Source organism: Vibrio sp. S9_S30 (assembly GCF_014694455.1).
Taxonomy (GTDB): domain Bacteria; phylum Pseudomonadota; class Gammaproteobacteria; order Enterobacterales; family Vibrionaceae; genus Vibrio.
The window spans coordinates 192,479-212,216 of the sequence record NZ_JAAUWT010000004.1 but is presented as its reverse complement, the minus strand read 5'-3'; the positions used below and the strand labels follow the sequence as shown (position 1 = coordinate 212,216).

The 19,738-nt window shown below is 44.9% G+C and carries 16 protein-coding genes; 12 read left to right on the top strand and 4 right to left on the bottom strand.

Annotated features, from left to right (window positions below):
• Positions 1-36 precede the first annotated feature (36 nt).
• The 4 genes from HC752_RS06535 (at position 37) to HC752_RS06520 (ending at position 2,844) form a co-directional block, all read left to right on the top strand.
• On the top strand, positions 37-774 hold the full coding sequence (locus HC752_RS06535; protein WP_190334331.1) for an SDR family NAD(P)-dependent oxidoreductase: 738 nt from the start codon (positions 37-39) through the stop codon (positions 772-774).
• Positions 775-797: 23 nt separating this feature from the next.
• Positions 798-1,484 carry a 4'-phosphopantetheinyl transferase family protein gene (locus HC752_RS06530; RefSeq protein WP_190334330.1) on the top strand — a complete coding sequence of 229 codons (687 nt, stop codon included), beginning with the start codon at positions 798-800 and terminating at the stop codon, positions 1,482-1,484.
• Between the two features lie 130 nt (positions 1,485-1,614).
• Positions 1,615-2,103 (top strand): GNAT family N-acetyltransferase, encoded by a 489-nt coding sequence (locus HC752_RS06525; protein WP_190334329.1) that lies wholly within the window; start codon positions 1,615-1,617, stop codon positions 2,101-2,103.
• Positions 2,104-2,112: 9 nt separating this feature from the next.
• Entirely contained in the window at positions 2,113-2,844 is a 732-nt protein-coding gene (locus tag HC752_RS06520) for an SDR family oxidoreductase (protein ID WP_190334328.1), read from the top strand.
• Positions 2,845-3,018: 174 nt separating this feature from the next.
• On the opposite strand, the gene HC752_RS06515 is transcribed toward HC752_RS06520, so the two are convergent.
• Both HC752_RS06515 and HC752_RS06510 read right to left on the bottom strand, forming a co-directional pair.
• Positions 3,019-3,405 carry a transporter gene (locus HC752_RS06515; protein WP_190334327.1) on the bottom strand — a complete coding sequence of 129 codons (387 nt, stop codon included), beginning with the start codon at positions 3,403-3,405 and terminating at the stop codon, positions 3,019-3,021.
• Positions 3,406-3,913: 508 nt separating this feature from the next.
• Positions 3,914-6,244 (bottom strand): helicase-related protein, encoded by a 2,331-nt coding sequence (locus HC752_RS06510; protein ID WP_190334326.1) that lies wholly within the window; start codon positions 6,242-6,244, stop codon positions 3,914-3,916.
• A gap of 236 nt (positions 6,245-6,480) precedes the next feature.
• On the opposite strand from HC752_RS06510, the gene HC752_RS06505 reads away from it, so the two are divergent.
• The 3 genes from HC752_RS06505 to HC752_RS06495 all read left to right on the top strand — a co-directional run bounded on the left by HC752_RS06505 (position 6,481) and on the right by HC752_RS06495 (position 9,413).
• Positions 6,481-8,169 carry an NAD-dependent malic enzyme gene (locus tag HC752_RS06505; protein ID WP_190334325.1) on the top strand — a complete coding sequence of 563 codons (1,689 nt, stop codon included), beginning with the start codon at positions 6,481-6,483 and terminating at the stop codon, positions 8,167-8,169.
• 109 nt (positions 8,170-8,278) lie between these two features.
• Positions 8,279-8,602 carry a DUF3392 domain-containing protein gene (locus HC752_RS06500; protein WP_190334324.1) on the top strand — a complete coding sequence of 108 codons (324 nt, stop codon included), beginning with the start codon at positions 8,279-8,281 and terminating at the stop codon, positions 8,600-8,602.
• A 13-nt stretch (positions 8,603-8,615) separates the two neighbouring features.
• Entirely contained in the window at positions 8,616-9,413 is a 798-nt protein-coding gene (locus HC752_RS06495; RefSeq protein ID WP_190334323.1) for a SanA/YdcF family protein, read from the top strand.
• Between the two features lie 67 nt (positions 9,414-9,480).
• Here the strand turns inward: HC752_RS06495 and HC752_RS06490 are convergent, their stop codons facing one another.
• Positions 9,481-10,809, bottom strand: a complete 1,329-nt coding sequence (locus HC752_RS06490; RefSeq protein ID WP_446751425.1) for a GGDEF domain-containing protein — start codon at positions 10,807-10,809, stop codon at positions 9,481-9,483.
• A gap of 317 nt (positions 10,810-11,126) precedes the next feature.
• On the opposite strand from HC752_RS06490, the gene HC752_RS06485 reads away from it, so the two are divergent.
• The gene (locus HC752_RS06485; RefSeq protein ID WP_190334321.1) at positions 11,127-11,951 is read left to right on the top strand and encodes a DUF2797 domain-containing protein; all 825 of its coding nucleotides are present in this window, start codon (positions 11,127-11,129) and stop codon (positions 11,949-11,951) included.
• Between the two features lie 106 nt (positions 11,952-12,057).
• Here the strand turns inward: HC752_RS06485 and HC752_RS06480 are convergent, their stop codons facing one another.
• On the bottom strand, positions 12,058-12,714 hold the full coding sequence (locus tag HC752_RS06480) for a 2OG-Fe dioxygenase family protein (RefSeq protein ID WP_190334320.1): 657 nt from the start codon (positions 12,712-12,714) through the stop codon (positions 12,058-12,060).
• A gap of 364 nt (positions 12,715-13,078) precedes the next feature.
• On the opposite strand from HC752_RS06480, the gene HC752_RS06475 reads away from it, so the two are divergent.
• The 4 genes from HC752_RS06475 (at position 13,079) to cydC (ending at position 19,644) form a co-directional block, all read left to right on the top strand.
• Entirely contained in the window at positions 13,079-14,797 is a 1,719-nt protein-coding gene (locus HC752_RS06475) for a hypothetical protein (RefSeq protein WP_190334319.1), read from the top strand.
• Between the two features lie 230 nt (positions 14,798-15,027).
• The gene (gene trxB / locus HC752_RS06470) at positions 15,028-15,984 is read left to right on the top strand and encodes a thioredoxin-disulfide reductase (protein ID WP_190334318.1); all 957 of its coding nucleotides are present in this window, start codon (positions 15,028-15,030) and stop codon (positions 15,982-15,984) included.
• Positions 15,985-16,151: 167 nt separating this feature from the next.
• Entirely contained in the window at positions 16,152-17,933 is a 1,782-nt protein-coding gene (cydD, locus tag HC752_RS06465; protein ID WP_190334317.1) for a heme ABC transporter permease/ATP-binding protein CydD, read from the top strand.
• Positions 17,926-19,644 carry a heme ABC transporter ATP-binding protein/permease CydC gene (gene cydC / locus HC752_RS06460; protein WP_190334316.1) on the top strand — a complete coding sequence of 573 codons (1,719 nt, stop codon included), beginning with the start codon at positions 17,926-17,928 and terminating at the stop codon, positions 19,642-19,644. Before cydD ends, cydC begins: the two co-directional genes overlap by 8 nt.
• Positions 19,645-19,738 lie beyond the last annotated feature (94 nt).

Genomic DNA, 19,738 nt, shown 5'->3' with positions numbered 1-19,738 from the left:
ATTTATTGAAGTCACCATTTGGATTAAAGGCATAAAATGAAAACGGTATTAATTACAGGCGCGGGTCAGGGGATCGGAATGGCCATCGCGCAGCAGTTTTCCCAACGGGATTACGCGGTATACCTAAATGTCAGAACACTGACACCGGAAATAGAAGCTCGAATTGCCTCGCTGCGAGTCAGCGGTGCTGTCGTGCTTCCGATTATTTTTGACATCAACGATGAAGCACAAACACGCAAGGCACTGGAATCAGTAGATAAGCTCGATGTGTTGGTGAATAACGCTGGAATACTTCGAGATAACCTCATCCCACAAACATCAATGGAAGACTGGCAATCGGTGCTTCAAACCAATTTCTATTCTGCCCAAGATCTGTTTACTCGATGTTTACCCTTACTGAAAAAATCGGATGCGCCTTGCGTTATCAATATGGCCAGTATTTCCGGTGTGAGACCGAGAGCAGGTCAAGGTGCTTATGCTGTTGCAAAAGCGATGATGATTGAATGGACGAAACAACTCGCCGCGACACCCCCAGCCGAGCTAGAAGCGTTGACCGCTTACGCTATCTCCCCAGGTCCGGTCGCCACTGAGATGATAAAAAAGGCACCTTGGTATAAACAACCGGGCGCGTTTGACCGTATTCCTCTAAAGCGATTCGCCCACCCTAATGAAGTGGCTGAATTGGCACTGAGCCTTGCGCAGTATCAGCCGCTAAAAAACGGTCACAATATCGTCTTAGATGGCGGGTTTACTCAGACCACCAAAACCGCATAGCCATGCCGTTAAGCATTCACCCTATGCCGATACCACAACCAAACTCGGTCGATGTTTGGTTGTGGATACCCTGCAAGAAATGGACGCTCTCAAAACTCGATGATCTGTCCAAGTCTGAACACACGCAATTTCAGTTGAAGCCAGACGTCAGCCGATGGCAATTCGCTGCCAGCAAATTGTTTCAACGCCATGTGTTAAGCCTGTACATCGATAGGGAGCCCAACCAACATGTTATCTTGAAGAAAACCTTCGGAAAGCCCTATTTGGATAAGGACTCACTGCAATTTAATGCGTCGCACAGCCAAGGCGTCATGGTGGTCGCCGTCACATCTATCGCCGAAATTGGGCTCGATATTGCCGTTCATAATCATGCGTCCAAATGGAAACGAAGAGCAAAGAGTGTCTTACATGACAGTGAACAGGTTGAGAATGCCACGCAGTTTTACCATGTGTGGGCACTGAAAGAGTCGCTGTTAAAAGCCACGGGCGAAGGGCTGATTCATGGCTGTCGTCACTTATGCCTTAACCCTGAAGGTTTAAAAACAAGCGATATCAGCAACGACTCACTCATTATTTATGCTAAGCAGACTCAACATTGGTGGAGTTATTTAATTCGGTCACCGATTCGACATGCAAGTTTGGCGTTGTCGAGCAATTCGCCCTTCAATGACGTCAGAATCATGAGTTTTCTTCCGCCATCGTTGAGCTGAAAAAACGCTCAGGTAAAACGTTCTATTTCTAATGAGCTCTCCATTTATTGGGTGGAGCTCATTTTTCTTGCTCATCTAAAAGCATATTTGATAATGTTCATTACTAATTAGAAAGAAGAAACATGAAGATATGGAAATCAAAATCGATAAATTAGACAGCAAAGAAATCATCGCGCTTCTCAATGAACACTTAGATGATATGTACGCAACGTCTCCTCCGGAAAGTGTCCATGCATTAGATCTGGTTGCACTAAAAAAGCCCGAGATTACGTTTTGGTCGGCGTGGGACAACGGCGAACTTCTTGGCTGTGCAGCCTTAAAACAACTTGATTCGTCGCATGCGGAATTAAAATCCATGCGTACCGCAAGGGTGGCTCGCAACCGTGGTGTGGCTTCACGCTTGTTGCAACATGTGCTTACGGTGGCAGAAGATCGCAAATACGAAAAGATCAGTTTGGAAACAGGCTCCATGGATTTTTTTAAACCCGCCCGCACCCTGTATGAAAAGAATGGATTTGTTTACTGCGGACCCTTCGCTGACTATCAACCGGATCCCAACAGCCAATTTATGACAAAGAGTTTGCTTCAACCATCCTCTTGGTCGCCCAATACACTCTAAGGAACAGGTATGAACAAGGTTGTAATCGTGACTGGTGGAAGCCGGGGTATCGGAAGAGCCACCTCTATCCTATTGGCTTCCAAAGGCTATCGGGTGTGTGTCAATTATCGAACTCGCCAAGATGAGGCTATCAAAACCGTAGAATGGATTGAAAAAGCGGGGGGCGAAGCCATTGCGTGCGCCGCCGATGTGTCTGTTGAAGCCGATGTTATTCGTTTGTTTGATACCGCAGAAAAAGCGCTCGGCACGCTCACTCACTTAGTGAACAACGCTGGCATTCTGTTTACCCAATCCCGTTTGGTTGACATCGATCTTGAACGCTTTAACAAAGTGATGGCTGCTAACGCCACCAGCTGCTTCTTATGTTGCCGAGAGGCAGTAAAACGCATGGTTGGAGGAGGCGCGATTGTTAATGTCTCTTCGGCTGCATCAAGGCTGGGCGCCCCTTTTGAATACGTGGATTATGCTGCCTCAAAGGGCGCGGTCGATTCATTAACTAAAGGCTTGTCTTTAGAAGTTGCCGCTCAGAACATTCGCGTGAATGCGGTAAGACCTGGGCTCATCCACACAGACATCCACGCGGATGGTGGTGAGCCTGGTCGTGTTGATCGTCTTGCCTCTTCTTTACCTTTACAAAGAGGTGGTACGCCAGAAGAAGTCGCCAATGCGATAGCCTGGTTGCTGTCTGATGAAGCTTCTTATGTCACTGGTTCATTTACCGACATTGCGGGCGGTCGATAGACCTCTATTGAGAATATCTCCCAAGAGAGATCTCGACATGGATAGTCAGTGCGTACACTTCAACACCATATGTCGCTAATATTGTAATTTATAGCCCCTAATAAAAAACCCCTGAATTGAATTCAGGGGTTTTTCTTTCCAATGCCTGTTGGTCAACAGTCCAATACCTACAAATCAATCCTGCTCCAGCACGATCAGAAATTCATCTTCATTCAGATCCGTGATCACTGAGTGGCTCTTCTTGCCTATATTGGTCTTCTGATCCTGCTCTAATTCATAAGGCATGATGAGGGTGATTTTCTCGATTCCTTCTGCTCTTGCCAGTTTGACTAACCTAACTAGATTGGTTTCATCACTGTTTTGAGCGGATAACGCAGATAAAGCCTGATCCCAGATTCTATCCTGCGGAGTTTGCATTTGACTCAAATTATCTTTCCAAACCACACCAAAGATCGGTGCGAAAGATTGAATCGCCTCCAAAAAGGTCCATTTTCTGCGGCAAACTACACCTAAAAAAGTCGTGTAATCAAAAACAATGTCTGCCGTTTTTGTTTCATCCATAATGCCCCCCGACATTGAGAATAGCGAAAAATCCGAAGATTATTTCTTAAAACACAGCGCCTTTTCTTTGTTGCTTATTGCCTTTGGGCTTGTATAACGAAAAGGCTTTGGCAAGGTCAAGCGAACCCTAACGCCGTATTTGCAATACCATCAATCGAACGATGAGCTTGCATATGAACTCACTATATAACCACAATTTGCCATATAGCAATATGATATAAAACAATCATCTGTTATGTCCTTAATTCACAAAAAAAGGCTATAAAAAACTAGGGTTATTTACACACTGTGAACATAGTTGAAATGAATCAGACGCTTAAGACTTGGGATCCTTGCTCTCGACATCCGATGCTTTTACTTAACGATGCCCTTACTTAAACAGGGATTTATTGCCATACCAAGGAATTTAAGACCCATCGCCACCTGAGTATTTCAGCCAACACAATCCTTCATATATAGGGCCTATGCCCTGCTTCAAATCACTTCTCTCTATATCGAGAAAACGCTCTTAATTCTTAATATCAACAATACGGCTGGCTTTACGGTATTGCACTCGCCATCCACTCCAGCGGGGTAACTCCCAACGCTTCGGGTCGCCTTTTCGTAAGCCTCGAAGGTATACAACATGAACAAGCTTTTTACTTGGGAAGTACTCTACCGTCAGTTGTAAATCGCCGATATTGAGCAAGGTTGGGAATTTTTCATCAAATTCTGCCCTTTCCCAGTACGGAATGCCTTCAAATTGAATATCTTCCGGTTCAAGTACATCCAAATCCGCTAAGGTTTCTACGCCAAGGTCGTGCAATTGCTGTTCCAGCCAGCACTCTGCATTTTCGACCCTACCTTCTGTATGGACTTTTTGCAGAGCTTGGTAAAGATTCCAAGCAGCAATATCGGCTTTCAGTGTTTCAGCAAACCCCTTCCATGCTTTGTCTTGCAATAGCGCGTTCACAACCGATTTCACACCTTGTGGTTCGTTCAAGCGCTCGGCGATCACGCGACCAGCATAAACATATTGAGAACGAGTCAGCCACTCCCCTGCCTTTTCTAGCGATTCGCCATCTATCCATTCCCCAATGCCCAGCGCTTCTATTTGATTCATCGCCATTGGCATCATCATGGTCGCGAGGTTTAATGTTTGTTTGACGCCTCTTCCCGGTAAGCTGTGCTGGTCTAATACCACTGCCGCGTCTGCCTTATCAGGAAATCGAGAATCTCTCCCAACCGTTAACTCACTGTACCCATTACCTAGGGCTTGCCTACGCTTCTCTCTGCGAACGAAAACAAGCTCGGGATGAAGCTGAGCGATTTCGTTAACGAGCGCGTTTGAATCAAACCGCGAAGCGACATCTAAATCCGGTAACGATAACGCATCCCGCATTTGCCTTGCGAGTGCTTGTGCTTCACCCAGAACCTGAGCATCAACACTAAGCACATCGCATGGCTCACCACGAATGAGTTTAATCAATGTAAGTGCATCACAACCTTTAGGTTCCCATTGGTTAAGTTTTTCCAGCTTATCTTCACTTTCTGGAAGTTTGAAGAGTCGCGCTGGCGTGCATAAAGCCGCGCTCAAATCCACCATGGCTTCTCGCAGTGGTTTGGTGGGTAGACGGGTCAGCAAATCGGCGTACAACGCATCAATAGGTAGCGGATAGAGAATCTCACCATGCGGCGTGATTGCACCTTGCTCATCGATTGCCCCCATCTGAGTCAGCCGCTCAATGGCCTGTGCTACTGACTTTTCTGGCAGAGGATCAAGAAAGGTTAATGAAGCTAAGGGATAGCCACAACTGGCACTGGCGAGCATGGCCTCTGTGAGAGCTTCACGATGCAATTCAGGTGGGGTAACGGCATCAAGTGGCGCGTGCTCCCCGAACAACCGCACACAAACCCCATCTTGAACACGCCCAGCTCGCCCAGCTCGCTGCTTCGCACTTGCCTTTGAAATGTGCTTTAAACTTAAAACTGTTCGACCATTTCTTTGCATGGTTCGTCTTTCCAACCCACTGTCTATCACCACAGAAATGTTGGGAATGGTTAATGACGTTTCAGCGACGTTGGTTGCCAGCACCACTTTTTGCTGGCGCTGCTGCTGTAAGGCGAGCTCACGTTGCGCATCAGACACAGAAGCATGGAGAGGCGTAACCAGCACATTGTCTAAACTGGACAAAGATTGTTGGCATTGGGTGATTTCTTTTCTTCCCGGTAAAAAGACAAGAATGTCACCTTCCGTTTCATGCAAACAATGCTCAACCTCTGTGCGCACTTTTTGCTCAAGCCCTCTTATGTCGGGCAGGTGCCTCGTATCTGTTGCTCGATAGCCTACGCTAACGGAATACACTCGGCCTTCCGCGTAAAGTCGCTTTCCACCAATGTAATCCACCAATCTTTGCGACTCTAGCGTCGCAGAGGTAACGATCAAACGGTGCTGATCTTCACGGCGTAAAATAGAAACGAGAAGATCCGTATCCCAGCGCCTTTCATGGAATTCATCGACCATCACCGTATCAAAATTACTCAGCTTATTTTCCGAATACCAACGCAGTGCCACGCCCGGGGTCACAAACACCACCTGAGTATTGTCGGAATAAAAACTGTGTAGTTTGATGGCATAGCCAATCTTGTCGCCAAGTTTTGTCCTGTCTTCTTTGGCCAGATACTCCGCCAACGAGGTACAGGCTATTCGCCTTGGTTCGACAACCAATACTCTACCGTATTGTGCGGCCCATAACGGCAGCCTAGTCGATTTTCCCGATCCTGTTTCTGCTTCAACAACTAAATGATGTTGACTTATCAGAGAATCAAATTCAGGTTTTATCGCGTCTATTGGAAGCATGGAAAAGATTTGTTTAGATAATTTGGGAAATGTGGCGCAAAGTATACCCCTAAACTGAGTCGATAGGCATGGAGAAAGCATTTTGCACTATTGTGAGCGTCAAATAGCCGTTTGAAACATACAAACGTCAAACTATCACTAATTAATTAGCGAATGAGAGAAGTTCAGTTTACAAGAATGTAACCAACCCGCTATCATTTCAATCTATACCCGACACATGTCTTACCGAGTCATTAATGAATAACGATAAACGCCCTTTATACATCCAATACGCGGGCCCAGCTCTACTAAGTACGCCACTTTTAAACAAAGGCAGTGCTTTTTCCGCAGAAGAACGCATTTCTTTTAACCTTGAAGGTTTGTTGCCTGAATCGACCGAGACGATTCAAGAACAAGTTGATCGCGCTTATCAACAGTATAAAAACTTTGAAAGCGATATGGATAAGCACATCTACCTGCGCAATATCCAAGACACAAACGAAACCCTTTTCTATCGCTTAGTTCAGAACCACATTAGCGAGATGATGCCCATCATTTACACACCAACTGTTGGGGCCGCTTGTGAGAATTTTTCGAATATTTACCGCCGTGGTCGAGGTATTTTTATCTCCTACCCGAACCGTGACCGAATTGATGATTTAATTAACAATGCAACCAATCACAATGTAAAAGTGATTGTAGTGACGGATGGTGAACGAATTCTTGGTCTTGGTGATCAGGGGATCGGCGGCATGGGGATTCCTATCGGTAAGCTAGCACTCTACACGGCGTGTGGCGGTATCAGCCCAGCGTATACCTTACCTATCGTATTAGATGTGGGAACGAACAATCCTCAACGCCTTGCTGACCCAATGTATATGGGTTGGCGTCATCCTCGAATTACTGGCGCTGAATACAACGCTTTTGTTGAGGAATTTATGCAAGCCGTCCAGCGCCGCTGGCCAAATGTATTGATTCAGTTCGAAGATTTTGCACAAAAGAATGCGATGCCGCTCCTTGATCGTTACAAAGATCGCGTGTGTTGCTTTAATGATGATATTCAAGGCACTGCTGCCGTTACAGTGGGTTCTTTGATTGCAGCTTGCCATGCCGCAGGGAGCAAACTCTCTGAGCAACGCATTACCTTCTTAGGTGCCGGTTCCGCAGGTTGCGGTATCGCCGAAGCCATTATTGCTCAAATGGTTTCAGAGGGGCTGTCCGATGAACAAGCGAGATCGCAAGTTTACATGGTCGATCGTTGGGGCTTACTCCAAGAAGGCATGCAAAACTTACTGGACTTCCAGAAGCGTTTGGTTCAGAAAGATGCGAATACGAAAGATTGGGAGTCTGATGATGCTGGATTCTCACTGCTTGAAGTCGTAAAAAATGCGAAGCCAACGGTATTGATCGGCGTTTCTGGTGCGCCGGGCTTGTTCAGCAAAGAAGTCATTCAAGCCATGCATGCGGGTTGTGAACGCCCTATTGTGTTCCCGCTTTCTAACCCTACAAGCCGTGTTGAAGCCACACCAAACGACATCATTCGCTGGACGGATGGCGCAGCGCTGGTTGCAACCGGAAGTCCATTTGATCCTGTAATTCATAACGGGAAGACGTTTGAGATCGCCCAGTGTAACAACAGCTACATTTTCCCAGGCATTGGCTTGGGTGTGCTCGCTGTTTCTGCTTCTCGAGTCACCGATGAAATGCTAATGGAGTCGAGCCGAGCGCTGGCGGAATGCTCACCGTTAGCACAACAAGGCACGGGAGCCCTACTTCCTCCGTTGGAAGAAATCCATATGGTTTCCAAAAAGATTGCATTCGCTGTTGGTAAAAAAGCCATCGAACAAGGGGTTGCACTCGAGATTACGGACGATGCGCTGGAAAAAGCCATCAACCAGCATTTCTGGCAACCGGTATACCGGAAATACAAACGCACCGCATTCTGAAGTAGGTTTGAGCAGTTTCCAATCAAATTATCGGAACAAATGCACGTTTCATTCAGAAAAGCCCTTTATGGGCTTTTCTTTTTAGCACGAAACCGTAAGATTAGTGGTTATGTTAGAGATACTTACCACGCTAGGAACGAAACTGGTTCCCTACTTATCCGAAATTTCCACAGCCGTTATTGCCTGTGGATTGGTGGTGTTTGGTTCAGATATTAATCGGATTATGCGTCGCGTTCTTTCCGGTCATCACTTTATCATCCGAACTTTTGCTTTTATTGCTATCAACGCATTTGGCTTTGGCTTTTTTATTGTGAAAATGTCTCCTATTCTTTCGCAATGGCTGCTGCAACTTGATCACGATTGGTTAGTGATAGGCTTACTGTTATGGTTTACTCTTGTGGGTATCTGGGCACAGCGAAATCGGCAGGTTTGATGTTGGAATTGGCATGCTGAAACTCTCTCTACCGTCTTCACTTATCTTATGGCTTCGCAGAGCTGCGCTGGTCATTCTTCTTTCTGCCCTCACTTTGCTTGGCACGCTCCTTTTCGTTGATCGTTGGATAAGTTGGCAAACCAAGTCACAAGTGTATTTCGAACCTGAAGCGCTTCCCGATCACGATGTCGCACTGGTTCTTGGCACCAGCAAATACCTAGGCAGAACGCTTAACGACTTTTACACTCACCGAATCAACACCGCTATTCAATTGTTTCGGGATAAAAAGGTATCCTCTTATTTATTGAGCGGTGATAACGCGCACCGCTCTTACAACGAACCGTGGACCATGAAACGGGATTTGTTAAAAGCTGGGATTCCGGAAGATGCTATCTATCTCGACTACGCGGGCTTTAGAACGCTCGACTCGGTAGTAAGGGCTAAAGCCATTTTTGATGCTGATGATTTTATCATTGTGACACAGGCATTCCATTGTGAGCGAGCGTTATATATTGCCAACTATCATGGAATCAATGCCGTATGCTTGGCGGTACCAGGTCCTAAAGGATCGGGAGGATGGTTTGTTCGTATAAGAGAAGTGCTTGCCAGAGCCAACGCCTTAATTGACTTATATATCATTGATAAGCAACCCAAATTTCTAGGGCCCAAAGTGCCAATAGGAAACATCGAAGGTCCACCTTTCCCCCCCTCGCAGTTAAAGGAACATACTGAAGGGGAAACAGATCGGGCGCAAGAGACAGAAGAAAGCCGAGAAACTGAAGGCGTCGATAAATCATCCAGTCATCATTAAGATTGTTACAAAAAAAGGGCTCGATGAGCCCTTTTCTGAACACTGACACTTCCAACCTGGATCTACGCTAACGAGCCTGCTCTTTTGCTGCTAAGTCACAACGGCGAAAGTGCACTTCCACTCTGTCTCGACCTAGGTGTTTAGCCTGATATAAAGCTTCGTCTGCTCTCGCCATCGTTTCTGTCATTCTTTCATTTTCCATCTCTGCAACGCCTGCACTGCACGTTAAGGGTTCATGATGAAGCCACTTATGCTCTCTCACATTACATAAGATGCGTTCGGCAATTTCATGTGCATGTTCCAAATTGGTATCTCGACAAAATACAATGAATTCTTCTCCCCCCCATCTCACTAAATGATCGCTAGGACGGATGACAGCACTAACCACAAGAACGAACTCTTTCAATATATCGTCACCCGTCTGATGGCCAAGGGTATCATTGATTTTTTTGAAATGATCGATGTCTAAGTAAATCATCGACAACTTGTCTAAGCCCGCTTCCGTCTGCTTGGTCGCGTTATCCAACCAATTTCTGACGGAGTGACGATTCCTTGCTCCCGTCAGCGCATCGACTTGTGCCATTTCCGCAAAGCGCATATTTTGTTGACGTAATCGGTCATTGACCGCCTTCAAATGAAGATGTCGTGCATTCGCCTGACTAATGGCGGTCATACTTCTTCTGTGATCAAACCAAAAGAGTGCTACACCAAGTACTGTCCAAATCAGTACTAAGGTAAGCATCAGCTTTTCTCCATTAACAAAATGCCCTTCGAATTCTATGCTGTTAATTAATATGTCATGGCTACCAAGCTCGGCACGTGAGCCTGTAGCAATCTCAAATAAAACCACATTGCTAAATTCTGGCGCTGCGTGTTCAATATCGATATCAAAATCAGCTAACCACCAAGTCATCACTTGAAAGTTTTTCATCGAAATGGCAAGCGTACCTAGGTCTGGCCTAGGCGCGAACTCTAAACCGTTATATTTAATGGAATACTCGTTGTCCTCCCTCGAATAGGCTGAGTTATAGTTTCTTAAATACACTCTTAATCGGGCTTTTGGGTCGTTAGTATGGTAGTCGATATTCAGCCTAACCGTATGATAGTTAGATAAATCGATTCCCTTCGTTATATCATTAGAAAGCTGGATAGAGACCGAGCAATATGGCCACGCATATTCACTCTGATTTAATTGACATTGAAGATGCGCTTGATGTCCTTCCACCTGCAACTTAGACTCCGACGAACCACCAGATTGCCTATCGTCAGTAGACAAAAAAGTAAAGTGTTCAGGCGAGATGACTAAACGCTGCGTATCTCCAAATTGGTAATAAAGCGTTATCACCAACAATGTACCAAATAACAACACCAAAAAAACTTTTCTCATAAAGCTCAATTGATGTTTTCCTCTCATGTTAGACCTCATTTGACATGTCTATAATTTTAAAAAATGGGACTAATATCACACAATAATGTATATGTGCAAAATACCATAATCATGAATATAAGCACAGTTTTTCTATGAAAATAGGACCGTTAATTAGTAAATAAAGATGTACACCTGTACAAGTCGGCAATAAAACAGAAAAATTACATTATTAGCTCAATTTATTTATATCAACAATTCCTCTCTGGGATAATTAATAACTTTGCTAAAATCGAGAAACAAAACAAACACACCTATTTAAGATGTGAAAAAATAAGAGTAATGTCATGTCAATCACCATCAAAGGCACTCTGAAGAAGCTGAATTCGCAGCTATCTGAAAGTGTCGAGTATTCTCTGTCTGTCAGTGAAGACCGTATTGGGTTAAACGCGCTGATTGGAAAACCGATTAAACTCACTCACACTGGTAATATTTTCTGCCGTTCCTGTGGTAAGAAAACCAAAAAAAGCTATTCACAGGGTCATTGCTTTGTTTGCATGCGGAAACTAGCGAGCTGCGATATGTGCATAATGAAACCCGAAACCTGTCATTACGAGCAAGGAACCTGTCGAGAACCACAGTGGGGTGAGGAAAATTGCATGGTCGAGCATTATGTCTACCTATCAAACACCTCAAGTTTGAAAGTCGGCATTACGCGTCACACGCAGATCCCAACTCGGTGGATTGATCAAGGTGCCACTCAAGGGTTGCCAATCTACAAAGTAAAAAATCGTCATATCTCCGGTCTTATCGAAGTCGAACTTGCCAAGCACGTCGCTGACAAAACGAATTGGCGTACGCTACTAAAAGGTGACGCAGAGCCGCTCCTATTAGAAGCGCTTGCAAAAGAGTTGATGCCTCATGCGAATGAGGTCATAGCGCAGGTAAAAGGAAAATATGGTGAAGATTCGGTTATCCCTCTGGTCGATACCCTAACTGAAATTCATTACCCCGTACTTGAGCACCCAACCAAGATCGTCTCCCATAATTTTGACAAAAACCCTGAAGTAAGCGGAGTACTTAAAGGCATTAAAGGTCAATACCTTATCATGGATACTGGCGTAATAAACGTTCGGAAATTCACCTCATACGAAGTGACATTTGAAGCCTAGCCAAGCAGATAAGCTGGCGTACTATACTCCAGCTTATTTGGCGAACTGAAGGCGTTACACTCAGATCGGATACCACGCTGTTCCAGTGAAGAAGTCTGTCCCTTGATCATTCATCTTGAACAGCATGGCAGCCATCGGTTGCCGTTAAAACAAAGACATCCATGTGACCTTCGTTATCACGAATGACAGAGCGGATCGGTTGCGCGTTATGCCATAATTTGTGGTCATCAAGAATCGCGATTTCCCCATTTTCCAAAACCTTTCTGAAAAAAGGGGCTTCGTGATCTCCTTGATAAAGCATGATCTCACCGCCAACAATGTTGTGCCTGTCGATACCGACAATCGCAATATGATCGAACCCGTCTTGATGAACACCTTCTGGCGCGACTGGCGTTTCATCAAAGACTGTCGCAATTCGTATTTGATGAATTTCGATTTCTTGCCCGTAAGGCAATGCGTTTGCTTCGACAAAAAGCTGACACATTTCATGCAGGGCATCTCCGGTTAAGATATCCGCTTCGATGCCCTCAAACTGACGAACGACATCTCCCTGAAAATGATTAATATTTTCTGGCTGCACAAAGCTGTGCCGGTTCACTTCCTTCAAGCTACTTCGCTGGAATTCAACTACAGAATACCGTCTTAGTCGATACTGACCGTCAGCGTGTTGTGTATGTGGTAGAGAATTAAACGAAGGGGATAACTGGGCGATAGCGTTATGGCTCAGTTGGGTTATTTGCAATGTACTTTCATGCGAAAACATAGTGGCGCTCCTAGAAGCATTTAGCTACACATAATTCACAAATCATTTACATTAAGAGTCGACCACTTATTCTGTAAAATCAATTTTATCTTGTCATATATATCGAATAAATAACAAACAAAGAATGTATAACCAATAAAAGACTCATAACAAGATACATAAACTACTATTCGGCTTGGTATCTTATTAATAACAACATGCTCTACTGCGTACATTGGTAATACCATGATTTAAATAGCATTATTTAACCCCTTCAATTCAAGCCCTATCTATTTGATCCCTCTTCACTTTATTCACACAACAGATTGTTATTTAGATCAATAAGTTCTATTCTCGGTCATCATATTTATAAAGGAGTAGGCTAGTGAATAAGTTAGTCATCGCTGCGGGTATTGCTGCAGTGGGAGCGGGTGGATATCTATACACCCAGCAACAGGCATCTCAATCCGTATCTGTTTTGGATCAAATCCCATCAGATTCGGCATTTGTTTCCGCACAATTAACACCACTGGAACTGGATAAATTTTTAGGTTCTATGAGCAGTGTCCCTTCTATGGATGAGCTTCTAGAACTCTCAGAGACCGATCGTCAGCAAATGACAAATCGTGAAACTTTCTTTATCACGCTTGGCGATACTTACTTTGAAGCCATCCAAACTGGCGAAGCATACAAAGCAGCATTTGGCGCACCTGATACAATAAAAAGCTACGTATACCTTGTTGGGTTGGCTCCTGTCTTCAAATTTGACGTAACGAATGAACAAGCATTTTGGGCAACGTTCGACAAAATAGAAAAAGACAGCGATTTCAAACATGTTGCTAAAAAAGTTGGCGATATCGCTTATCGTTCATACAGCATGGTTGAAGAAAACAATGAAATAAAGCTTGAGTTTATTGTCGCCGTTCATCAAGGCATTGCAACCATTACACTGGATTCACCAGACTTCGGTGAGACAAGCCCTCTCAAGCTGGCTTTAGGTGTCGAAGCACCTGCTCAGTCAGTGGCGCAAGCTGACATCATTAACAAGATGCTCGCGACACACCCAGAGCTCGGTAAGGACTCTGTTGGTTACCTCGACCACCAACAGTTCGCGACGGGTTTCACCACCACTGATGGCAACTTACTCGCAAAACACGTTGCAAAAATCAATGCGTTAATCAAAACAGAAGATCCTTCTTCCGAGAACCCATTCGCAGCTATTCAATCGGAGCAATGTAAAACCGAGATTGCTGGCATTGCTGCAAACTGGCCAAGAACGGTATTCGGTGCAACCCTCAATGAAAATTCAACGATGGACCTAGACATGTTGGTTGAGAGCAACAACTCTGTGGTTCTAGAGGCACTTAAATCCATTCGCGGCTTTATTCCAGCACTGAGTAGCATGCAAAACAGTGCGCTGTCGTTAGGGTTGGGTATCGATGTGAATAAATTGGCTCCAGCGCTGAATACGATATGGCAAGACAGCCTAGCCATTCAATACACCTGTGCGCCTCTTGCAGAAATGCAAGCGGGTCTTCGTCAAGCAAACCCTGCGATGATTGGCATGGCCGCTGGCTTTGTCAATGGTCTGAAAGGGGTCAGCTTAAACCTGTTTGACTACGGTTTTGGCGAAGGTGAATACGGCGAAGAGTTGAATATGCTGGATGCGTCGGTCTCGATTTCAGCAGATAGCCCTATCGCACTGTTCCAAGCGGCTCAAATGATGGACCCGTCTCTCTCACAGATCCAAATCCCAGAAGACGGAACGCCTGTGGAAGTTCCACCTCAACTTACCCAGCAATTCGCAGACATTGGTACAGTCTACGTCGCCTCGAAAGGCAACCACTTATCATTCTATACTGGCGAATCGGCAACGAAAGCAATAACGAATTTATTCGGTCAAGCGCTTGAATCCAATGGCTTGTACAACACTTACATCAACTACAGCAAATTGTTTAACCCCTTTGTTGAAATGATGAAACGCAGTGATGAAGCTGTCCCTGCGGAATTAGAACCATTCATTCAAGACGGTGTTGAAGCGAGCATGACGTTTGATGTCACAGACAAAGGCTTGGCTTTCGATATGAACAATATTCGCTACTAATCAAAAGACGATTCTTACAGCAAGATGTCTCGTTAACTGTACAAGAAGCCACCAAATTTAGGTGGTTTCTTTTTTGCTCGATACAAACAAGATCCCCGACCAAGTAAAAATAAGCACTACGTTCTAATCTATAACCATTTAATTGCTTTAACTGCATTGCAATACCTTTCTTTCGTCCCCACTATTTTTTACAATCTAATCCAAATAATTATTCAAATTTCGGAGTCCAAATGAGCGACGTAAAGCACTGTAGTCTTTTAATTCTTGGTTCTGGTCCTGCGGGTTATACCGCTGCCGTATACGCTGCCCGAGCAAACCTTAACCCTGTTCTTGTTACTGGTATACAGCAAGGCGGACAACTAACCACCACGACAGAAGTAGAAAATTGGCCAGGCGACGCAGAAGGGTTAACCGGTCCAGCTTTAATGGAACGAATGAAAGAACATGCTGAACGTTTTGAAACTGAAATTTTGTTCGACCATATCAATGAAGTCGATTTTAGCGAGCGCCCTTTCCGCTTGAAAGGCGATTCTGCCGAATACACATGTGATTCGCTTATTATTTCTACTGGCGCCTCTGCAAAATATTTAGGCTTAGACTCAGAAGAAGCGTTTAAGGGTCGCGGTGTGTCGGCCTGTGCGACTTGTGACGGTTTTTTCTATCGCAATCAGAAAGTCGCGGTTATCGGAGGTGGTAACACTGCGGTAGAAGAAGCGCTTTACTTATCGAATATTGCTTCTGAAGTACACTTAGTGCATCGCCGTGACACGTTCCGTGCCGAGAAAATCCTGGTTAAGCGCCTGATGGAAAAAGTGGAAAATGGAAACATCGTCCTTCACACGGATCGTACGTTAGACGAAGTTCTGGGTGACGATATGGGCGTAACGGGTGTTCGCATCAAAGATACACAATCAAACGCAACTGAAAACGTAGACGTAATGGGCGTTTTCGTCGCGATTGGTCACCAACCAAACACGGCGATGTTTGAAGGTCAACTCGACATGAAAGACGGCTATATTGTGGTTAAATCTGGTCTTGAAGGAAACGCAACCCAAACCAGCATTCCAGGTATTTTTGCAGCGGGTGATGTAATGGATCATAACTATCGTCAAGCCATCACTTCTGCTGGTACAGGTTGTATGGCAGCGTTAGACGCAGAAAAATTCTTGGATGGTCTCACTGATTGATTCTCTGACTAACCGATCGGCTCACTTCGATTGATTGATAATCCGGCTTCATAGCCGGATTTTTCATTTTTATTTTCAACTCTTACGTAGCTTACCACTGCATCTTCGGGGCACTTAGGTATATAATCACCCTTTCAAAAATCAATTCTGAATTTAAAGCCTCTTACATGGACAAACATAAGCAGCGCGCCTTAAATAAATGGCTCAAGCAACAAAGCAAACTCGCCAAACGCTGGTTAATGATTACCATCGGACTGGGCGTCATATCTAGCCTTTTCCTTCTAGCCCAAGCTGCCCTATTAGCGACCATACTTCATCAACTCATCATCGAAAACGCAGACAAATACGATTTGCTTCCTCATTTTGCTGGCTTAGTGGGTGCGGTTGTTGGCAGAGCCGCCTGCAGTTGGGGTCGAGAATTGGCAGGGTATCGCTGTGGTGAACAGGTCCGCATTTACGTAAGGCAACTTATACTCAATCGCCTTCGCGAGTTGGGACCGGCGTATGTAAAAGGCAAACCAGCTGGTAGCTGGGCAACACTATTGCTTGAACAGGTAGAAAACCTTCAAGATTTTTTTGCTCGTTATTTGCCTCAGGTGTCGCTGTCTATTTTGGTTCCTTTCGTTATTTTGGTGGTGGTTTTCCCAACAAACTGGGCAGCGGGGTTGATCTTTTTAGTTACCGCTCCCTTAGTGCCTTTATTTATGGCGTTGGTCGGCATGAAAGCCTCCGACGCTAACCGCAAGAACTTTAAAGCTCTCCAGCGCTTATCTGGGCACTTTTACGACCGACTGCAAGCCATGACGACTATTCGCCTGTTTGACAGAGCACAGTCTGAAACCGATGTTATGCGTGGTGCTTCTGAAGTATTGCGCTCACGCACCATGGATGTCTTACGTGTCGCATTTCTTTCTTCAGCCGTTCTAGAGTTTTTTACCTCCATCTCAATCGCAATCACTGCTGTTTACTTCGGCTTTGCGTTTATTGGTGAATTGAACTTTGGTTACTATGGTGCTGCCATTACGCTGTTCTCTGGTTTGTTCATATTGATTCTTGCTCCAGAGTTTTATCAACCTTTGCGTGATCTAGGTACCTTCTATCATGCCAAAGCTCAAGCCATTGGCGCAGCAGAAAGTTTAGTTGAATTCCTTGAAACGGAAGTGGATAGTGTTACCTCAGGTACGTCGGTCATTGCCAAATCTGAGCCGATATCTTTGAAAGTGAAAAACGTCACCGTATTCAGCCCAGAGGGCAGTCAATTACTTGGTTCTGTCTCATTCGAATTAAACGCAAACCAAACAACGGCGATTGTAGGTCCAAGCGGTGCTGGAAAGACCAGTCTTATTAATGCCATTTTAGGTTTCTTGCCTTATGAGGGGCGCATAGAAATCAACGGCATTGATTTGAAAGAAGTCGACTTAATCAGCTGGCGTAAAAATATAAGTTGGGTGGGTCAGAACCCTCTGCTACTGAACGGATCTATATTGGAAAACATTACGTTTGGTCGTGAAACATCTGAAGAAAATCTAAATCAAGTTTTAAAAGACAGCTATGCCAATGAATTCGTTTCTAAACATGGTTTGGATTACATGATCAGTGATCGTTCGGGTGGTCTTTCTGTTGGTCAGGCACAACGACTCGCACTCGCAAGAGCCATGCTACAAAATGGCGAATTTTGGATTCTCGACGAACCCACCGCCAGTTTGGACGCCAGAAGTGAAAAATTGGTACTGGAAGGCTTAACAAGTCAGATTCAAACCAAAACAACGCTGATGATTACACATCAACTTTCTCCTTTAAAAAACGTCGATAATATTTTAGTTATGGCTGATGGAAGAATCGCCGAACAAGGGAGTTTTGACGCATTAATTCAACAAAATGGCTTGTTTGCAGAAATGCTGAAGTCGAGTATGGAATCACACAACGATAAGGGGAATCTAGATGCGTGATTTACTGCCTTATCTGAAACTCTATAAGAAGCATTGGTTTGGGCTATCGCTGGGAATGTTGCTTGCCTTTGCCACACTGTTTGCGTCTATCGGGTTGCTTACACTGTCTGGCTGGTTCATTGCGGCGTCTGCCGTAGCCGGTTTATCCATTGCTCGTGAAACATTTAACTATATGTTACCTGGGGCTTTTGTGCGTGGTTTTGCCATGAGCCGGACGGCTGGTCGCTGGGGTGAACGCGTTGTTAGCCACAATGCAACGTTCAAGCTCCTTACCGATTTGCGCATTTTCTTTTTTGAAAAGTTAACGCCGCTGATCCCAGGCAACGTTGCCAACATTCGCGATGCTGACCTACTCAATAGATTGGTCGCGGATATCGATGCCATGGACCACGTTTACTTGAGGCTTATTAGCCCACTCGTGGTCAGCACACTCGGCATCATTTCACTGACGATTTTTCTTTGCTGGTTCGACCCTGTATTGGGGCTAACCTTGGGTGGTATCTTACTCTCTCTCGTGTTCATTTGGCCCATCATTTTTTATAAGTTGGGTAAGCTAAACGGCCAGCAACTGACATTAAATAAATCAGAACTTCGGGTCGCTACGCTCGATTGGATTCAAGGTCATGCTGAACTGGTGCTGTTTGGGGTTGAAGAGCGCTACCGACGCAACATCGCGGAAAAGCAAGCCGATTTAATGGTAAACCAAGCAAATCATGCTCGAATTACCGGGCTGGCAAGTAGCCTACTGATGCTTGCCAGTGGTTTGACGTTGGTGCTCATGATTTGGTTAGCAGCAGACGGCGTCGGTGGGCGAGCACCCGATCCCTATATCGCAATGATTGCTTTCGCGACCATGGCCAGTTTCGAAGTACTGATGCCTATTGCTGGTGCGTTCCAATATTTGGGGCAAACCGTGACATCGGCTAGACGCCTTAATGAAATTATTCATGCTGATCCAGAAGTTACATTTACAGAACAAAGCACCGCGCAACCGGACCACTTCTCGGTGGAACTGTCTGACGTCACCTTTGGCTATGACCCTTCAGCGCCAGTCGTGAAAAACATTAACTTGTCCATTGAACAAGGTCAGAAGGTAGCGATTGTTGGTCAAACAGGCTCAGGAAAGTCCACCTTGCTGCAATTGGTAACACGCATTTGGGATCCGCAATCCGGTTCAGTACTCATTGGAGGGAAAGATCTCACTCGATGGAATGAAAGTGCACTCAGACAATCCACATCGGTTATTAGCCAACGTGTCGATATTCTAAATGGTACCTTACGAGACAACCTGACCATCGCTCTACCCGATGCTGAAGATGCACAGCTTATTGATGTATTAGTACAAGTCGGGCTGTCCAAACTGAATGAAGATAAAGGATTGGATGCTTGGCTTGGTGAAGGCGGAAGACAACTCTCAGGTGGCGAAAAAAGACGAATAGGGATCGCCCGTGCGATTTTACGTCATTCCCCTATTGTTCTGATGGATGAGCCAACTGAAGGTCTCGACAAACAAACCGAACAACAAATGGTTGCTCTATTTGAAAAGCACTTCAGCGGAAAAACCATGATTTTCATTACACACCGTTTAGTCGGTTTGGAAAACATGGATAAAATTTGCTTAATGGAACAAGGCGAATTCATCGAGTCAGGCAATCACACTGAGTTAATGGCAAAGAAAGAACGCTACTATCAACTTTGCCAGACGCTGTAATGCCTTTGTATATTTATACTTTTGTAAATTAAAACAAATCAGCGACAGTGGGATAATATGAAGCCAGAGTTCGAAACTCTGGCTTTGTTGTATG

Excerpts from the sequence above, each read along its gene's own strand:
- HC752_RS06535 (WP_190334331.1), top strand. The coding sequence starts at position 37 with ATGAAAACGGTATTAATTACAGGCGCGGGTCAGGGGATCGGAATGGCC.
- HC752_RS06530 (WP_190334330.1), top strand. The coding sequence starts at position 798 with ATGCCGATACCACAACCAAACTCGGTCGATGTTTGGTTGTGGATACCC.
- HC752_RS06525 (WP_190334329.1), top strand. The coding sequence starts at position 1,615 with ATGGAAATCAAAATCGATAAATTAGACAGCAAAGAAATCATCGCGCTT.
- HC752_RS06520 (WP_190334328.1), top strand. The coding sequence starts at position 2,113 with ATGAACAAGGTTGTAATCGTGACTGGTGGAAGCCGGGGTATCGGAAGA.
- HC752_RS06515 (WP_190334327.1), bottom strand. The coding sequence starts at position 3,405 with ATGGATGAAACAAAAACGGCAGACATTGTTTTTGATTACACGACTTTT.
- HC752_RS06510 (WP_190334326.1), bottom strand. The coding sequence starts at position 6,244 with ATGCTTCCAATAGACGCGATAAAACCTGAATTTGATTCTCTGATAAGT.
- HC752_RS06505 (WP_190334325.1), top strand. The coding sequence starts at position 6,481 with ATGAATAACGATAAACGCCCTTTATACATCCAATACGCGGGCCCAGCT.
- HC752_RS06500 (WP_190334324.1), top strand. The coding sequence starts at position 8,279 with ATGTTAGAGATACTTACCACGCTAGGAACGAAACTGGTTCCCTACTTA.
- HC752_RS06495 (WP_190334323.1), top strand. The coding sequence starts at position 8,616 with ATGCTGAAACTCTCTCTACCGTCTTCACTTATCTTATGGCTTCGCAGA.
- HC752_RS06485 (WP_190334321.1), top strand. The coding sequence starts at position 11,127 with ATGTCAATCACCATCAAAGGCACTCTGAAGAAGCTGAATTCGCAGCTA.
- HC752_RS06480 (WP_190334320.1), bottom strand. The coding sequence starts at position 12,714 with ATGTTTTCGCATGAAAGTACATTGCAAATAACCCAACTGAGCCATAAC.
- trxB (WP_190334318.1), top strand. The coding sequence starts at position 15,028 with ATGAGCGACGTAAAGCACTGTAGTCTTTTAATTCTTGGTTCTGGTCCT.
- cydD (WP_190334317.1), top strand. The coding sequence starts at position 16,152 with ATGGACAAACATAAGCAGCGCGCCTTAAATAAATGGCTCAAGCAACAA.
- cydC (WP_190334316.1), top strand. The coding sequence starts at position 17,926 with ATGCGTGATTTACTGCCTTATCTGAAACTCTATAAGAAGCATTGGTTT.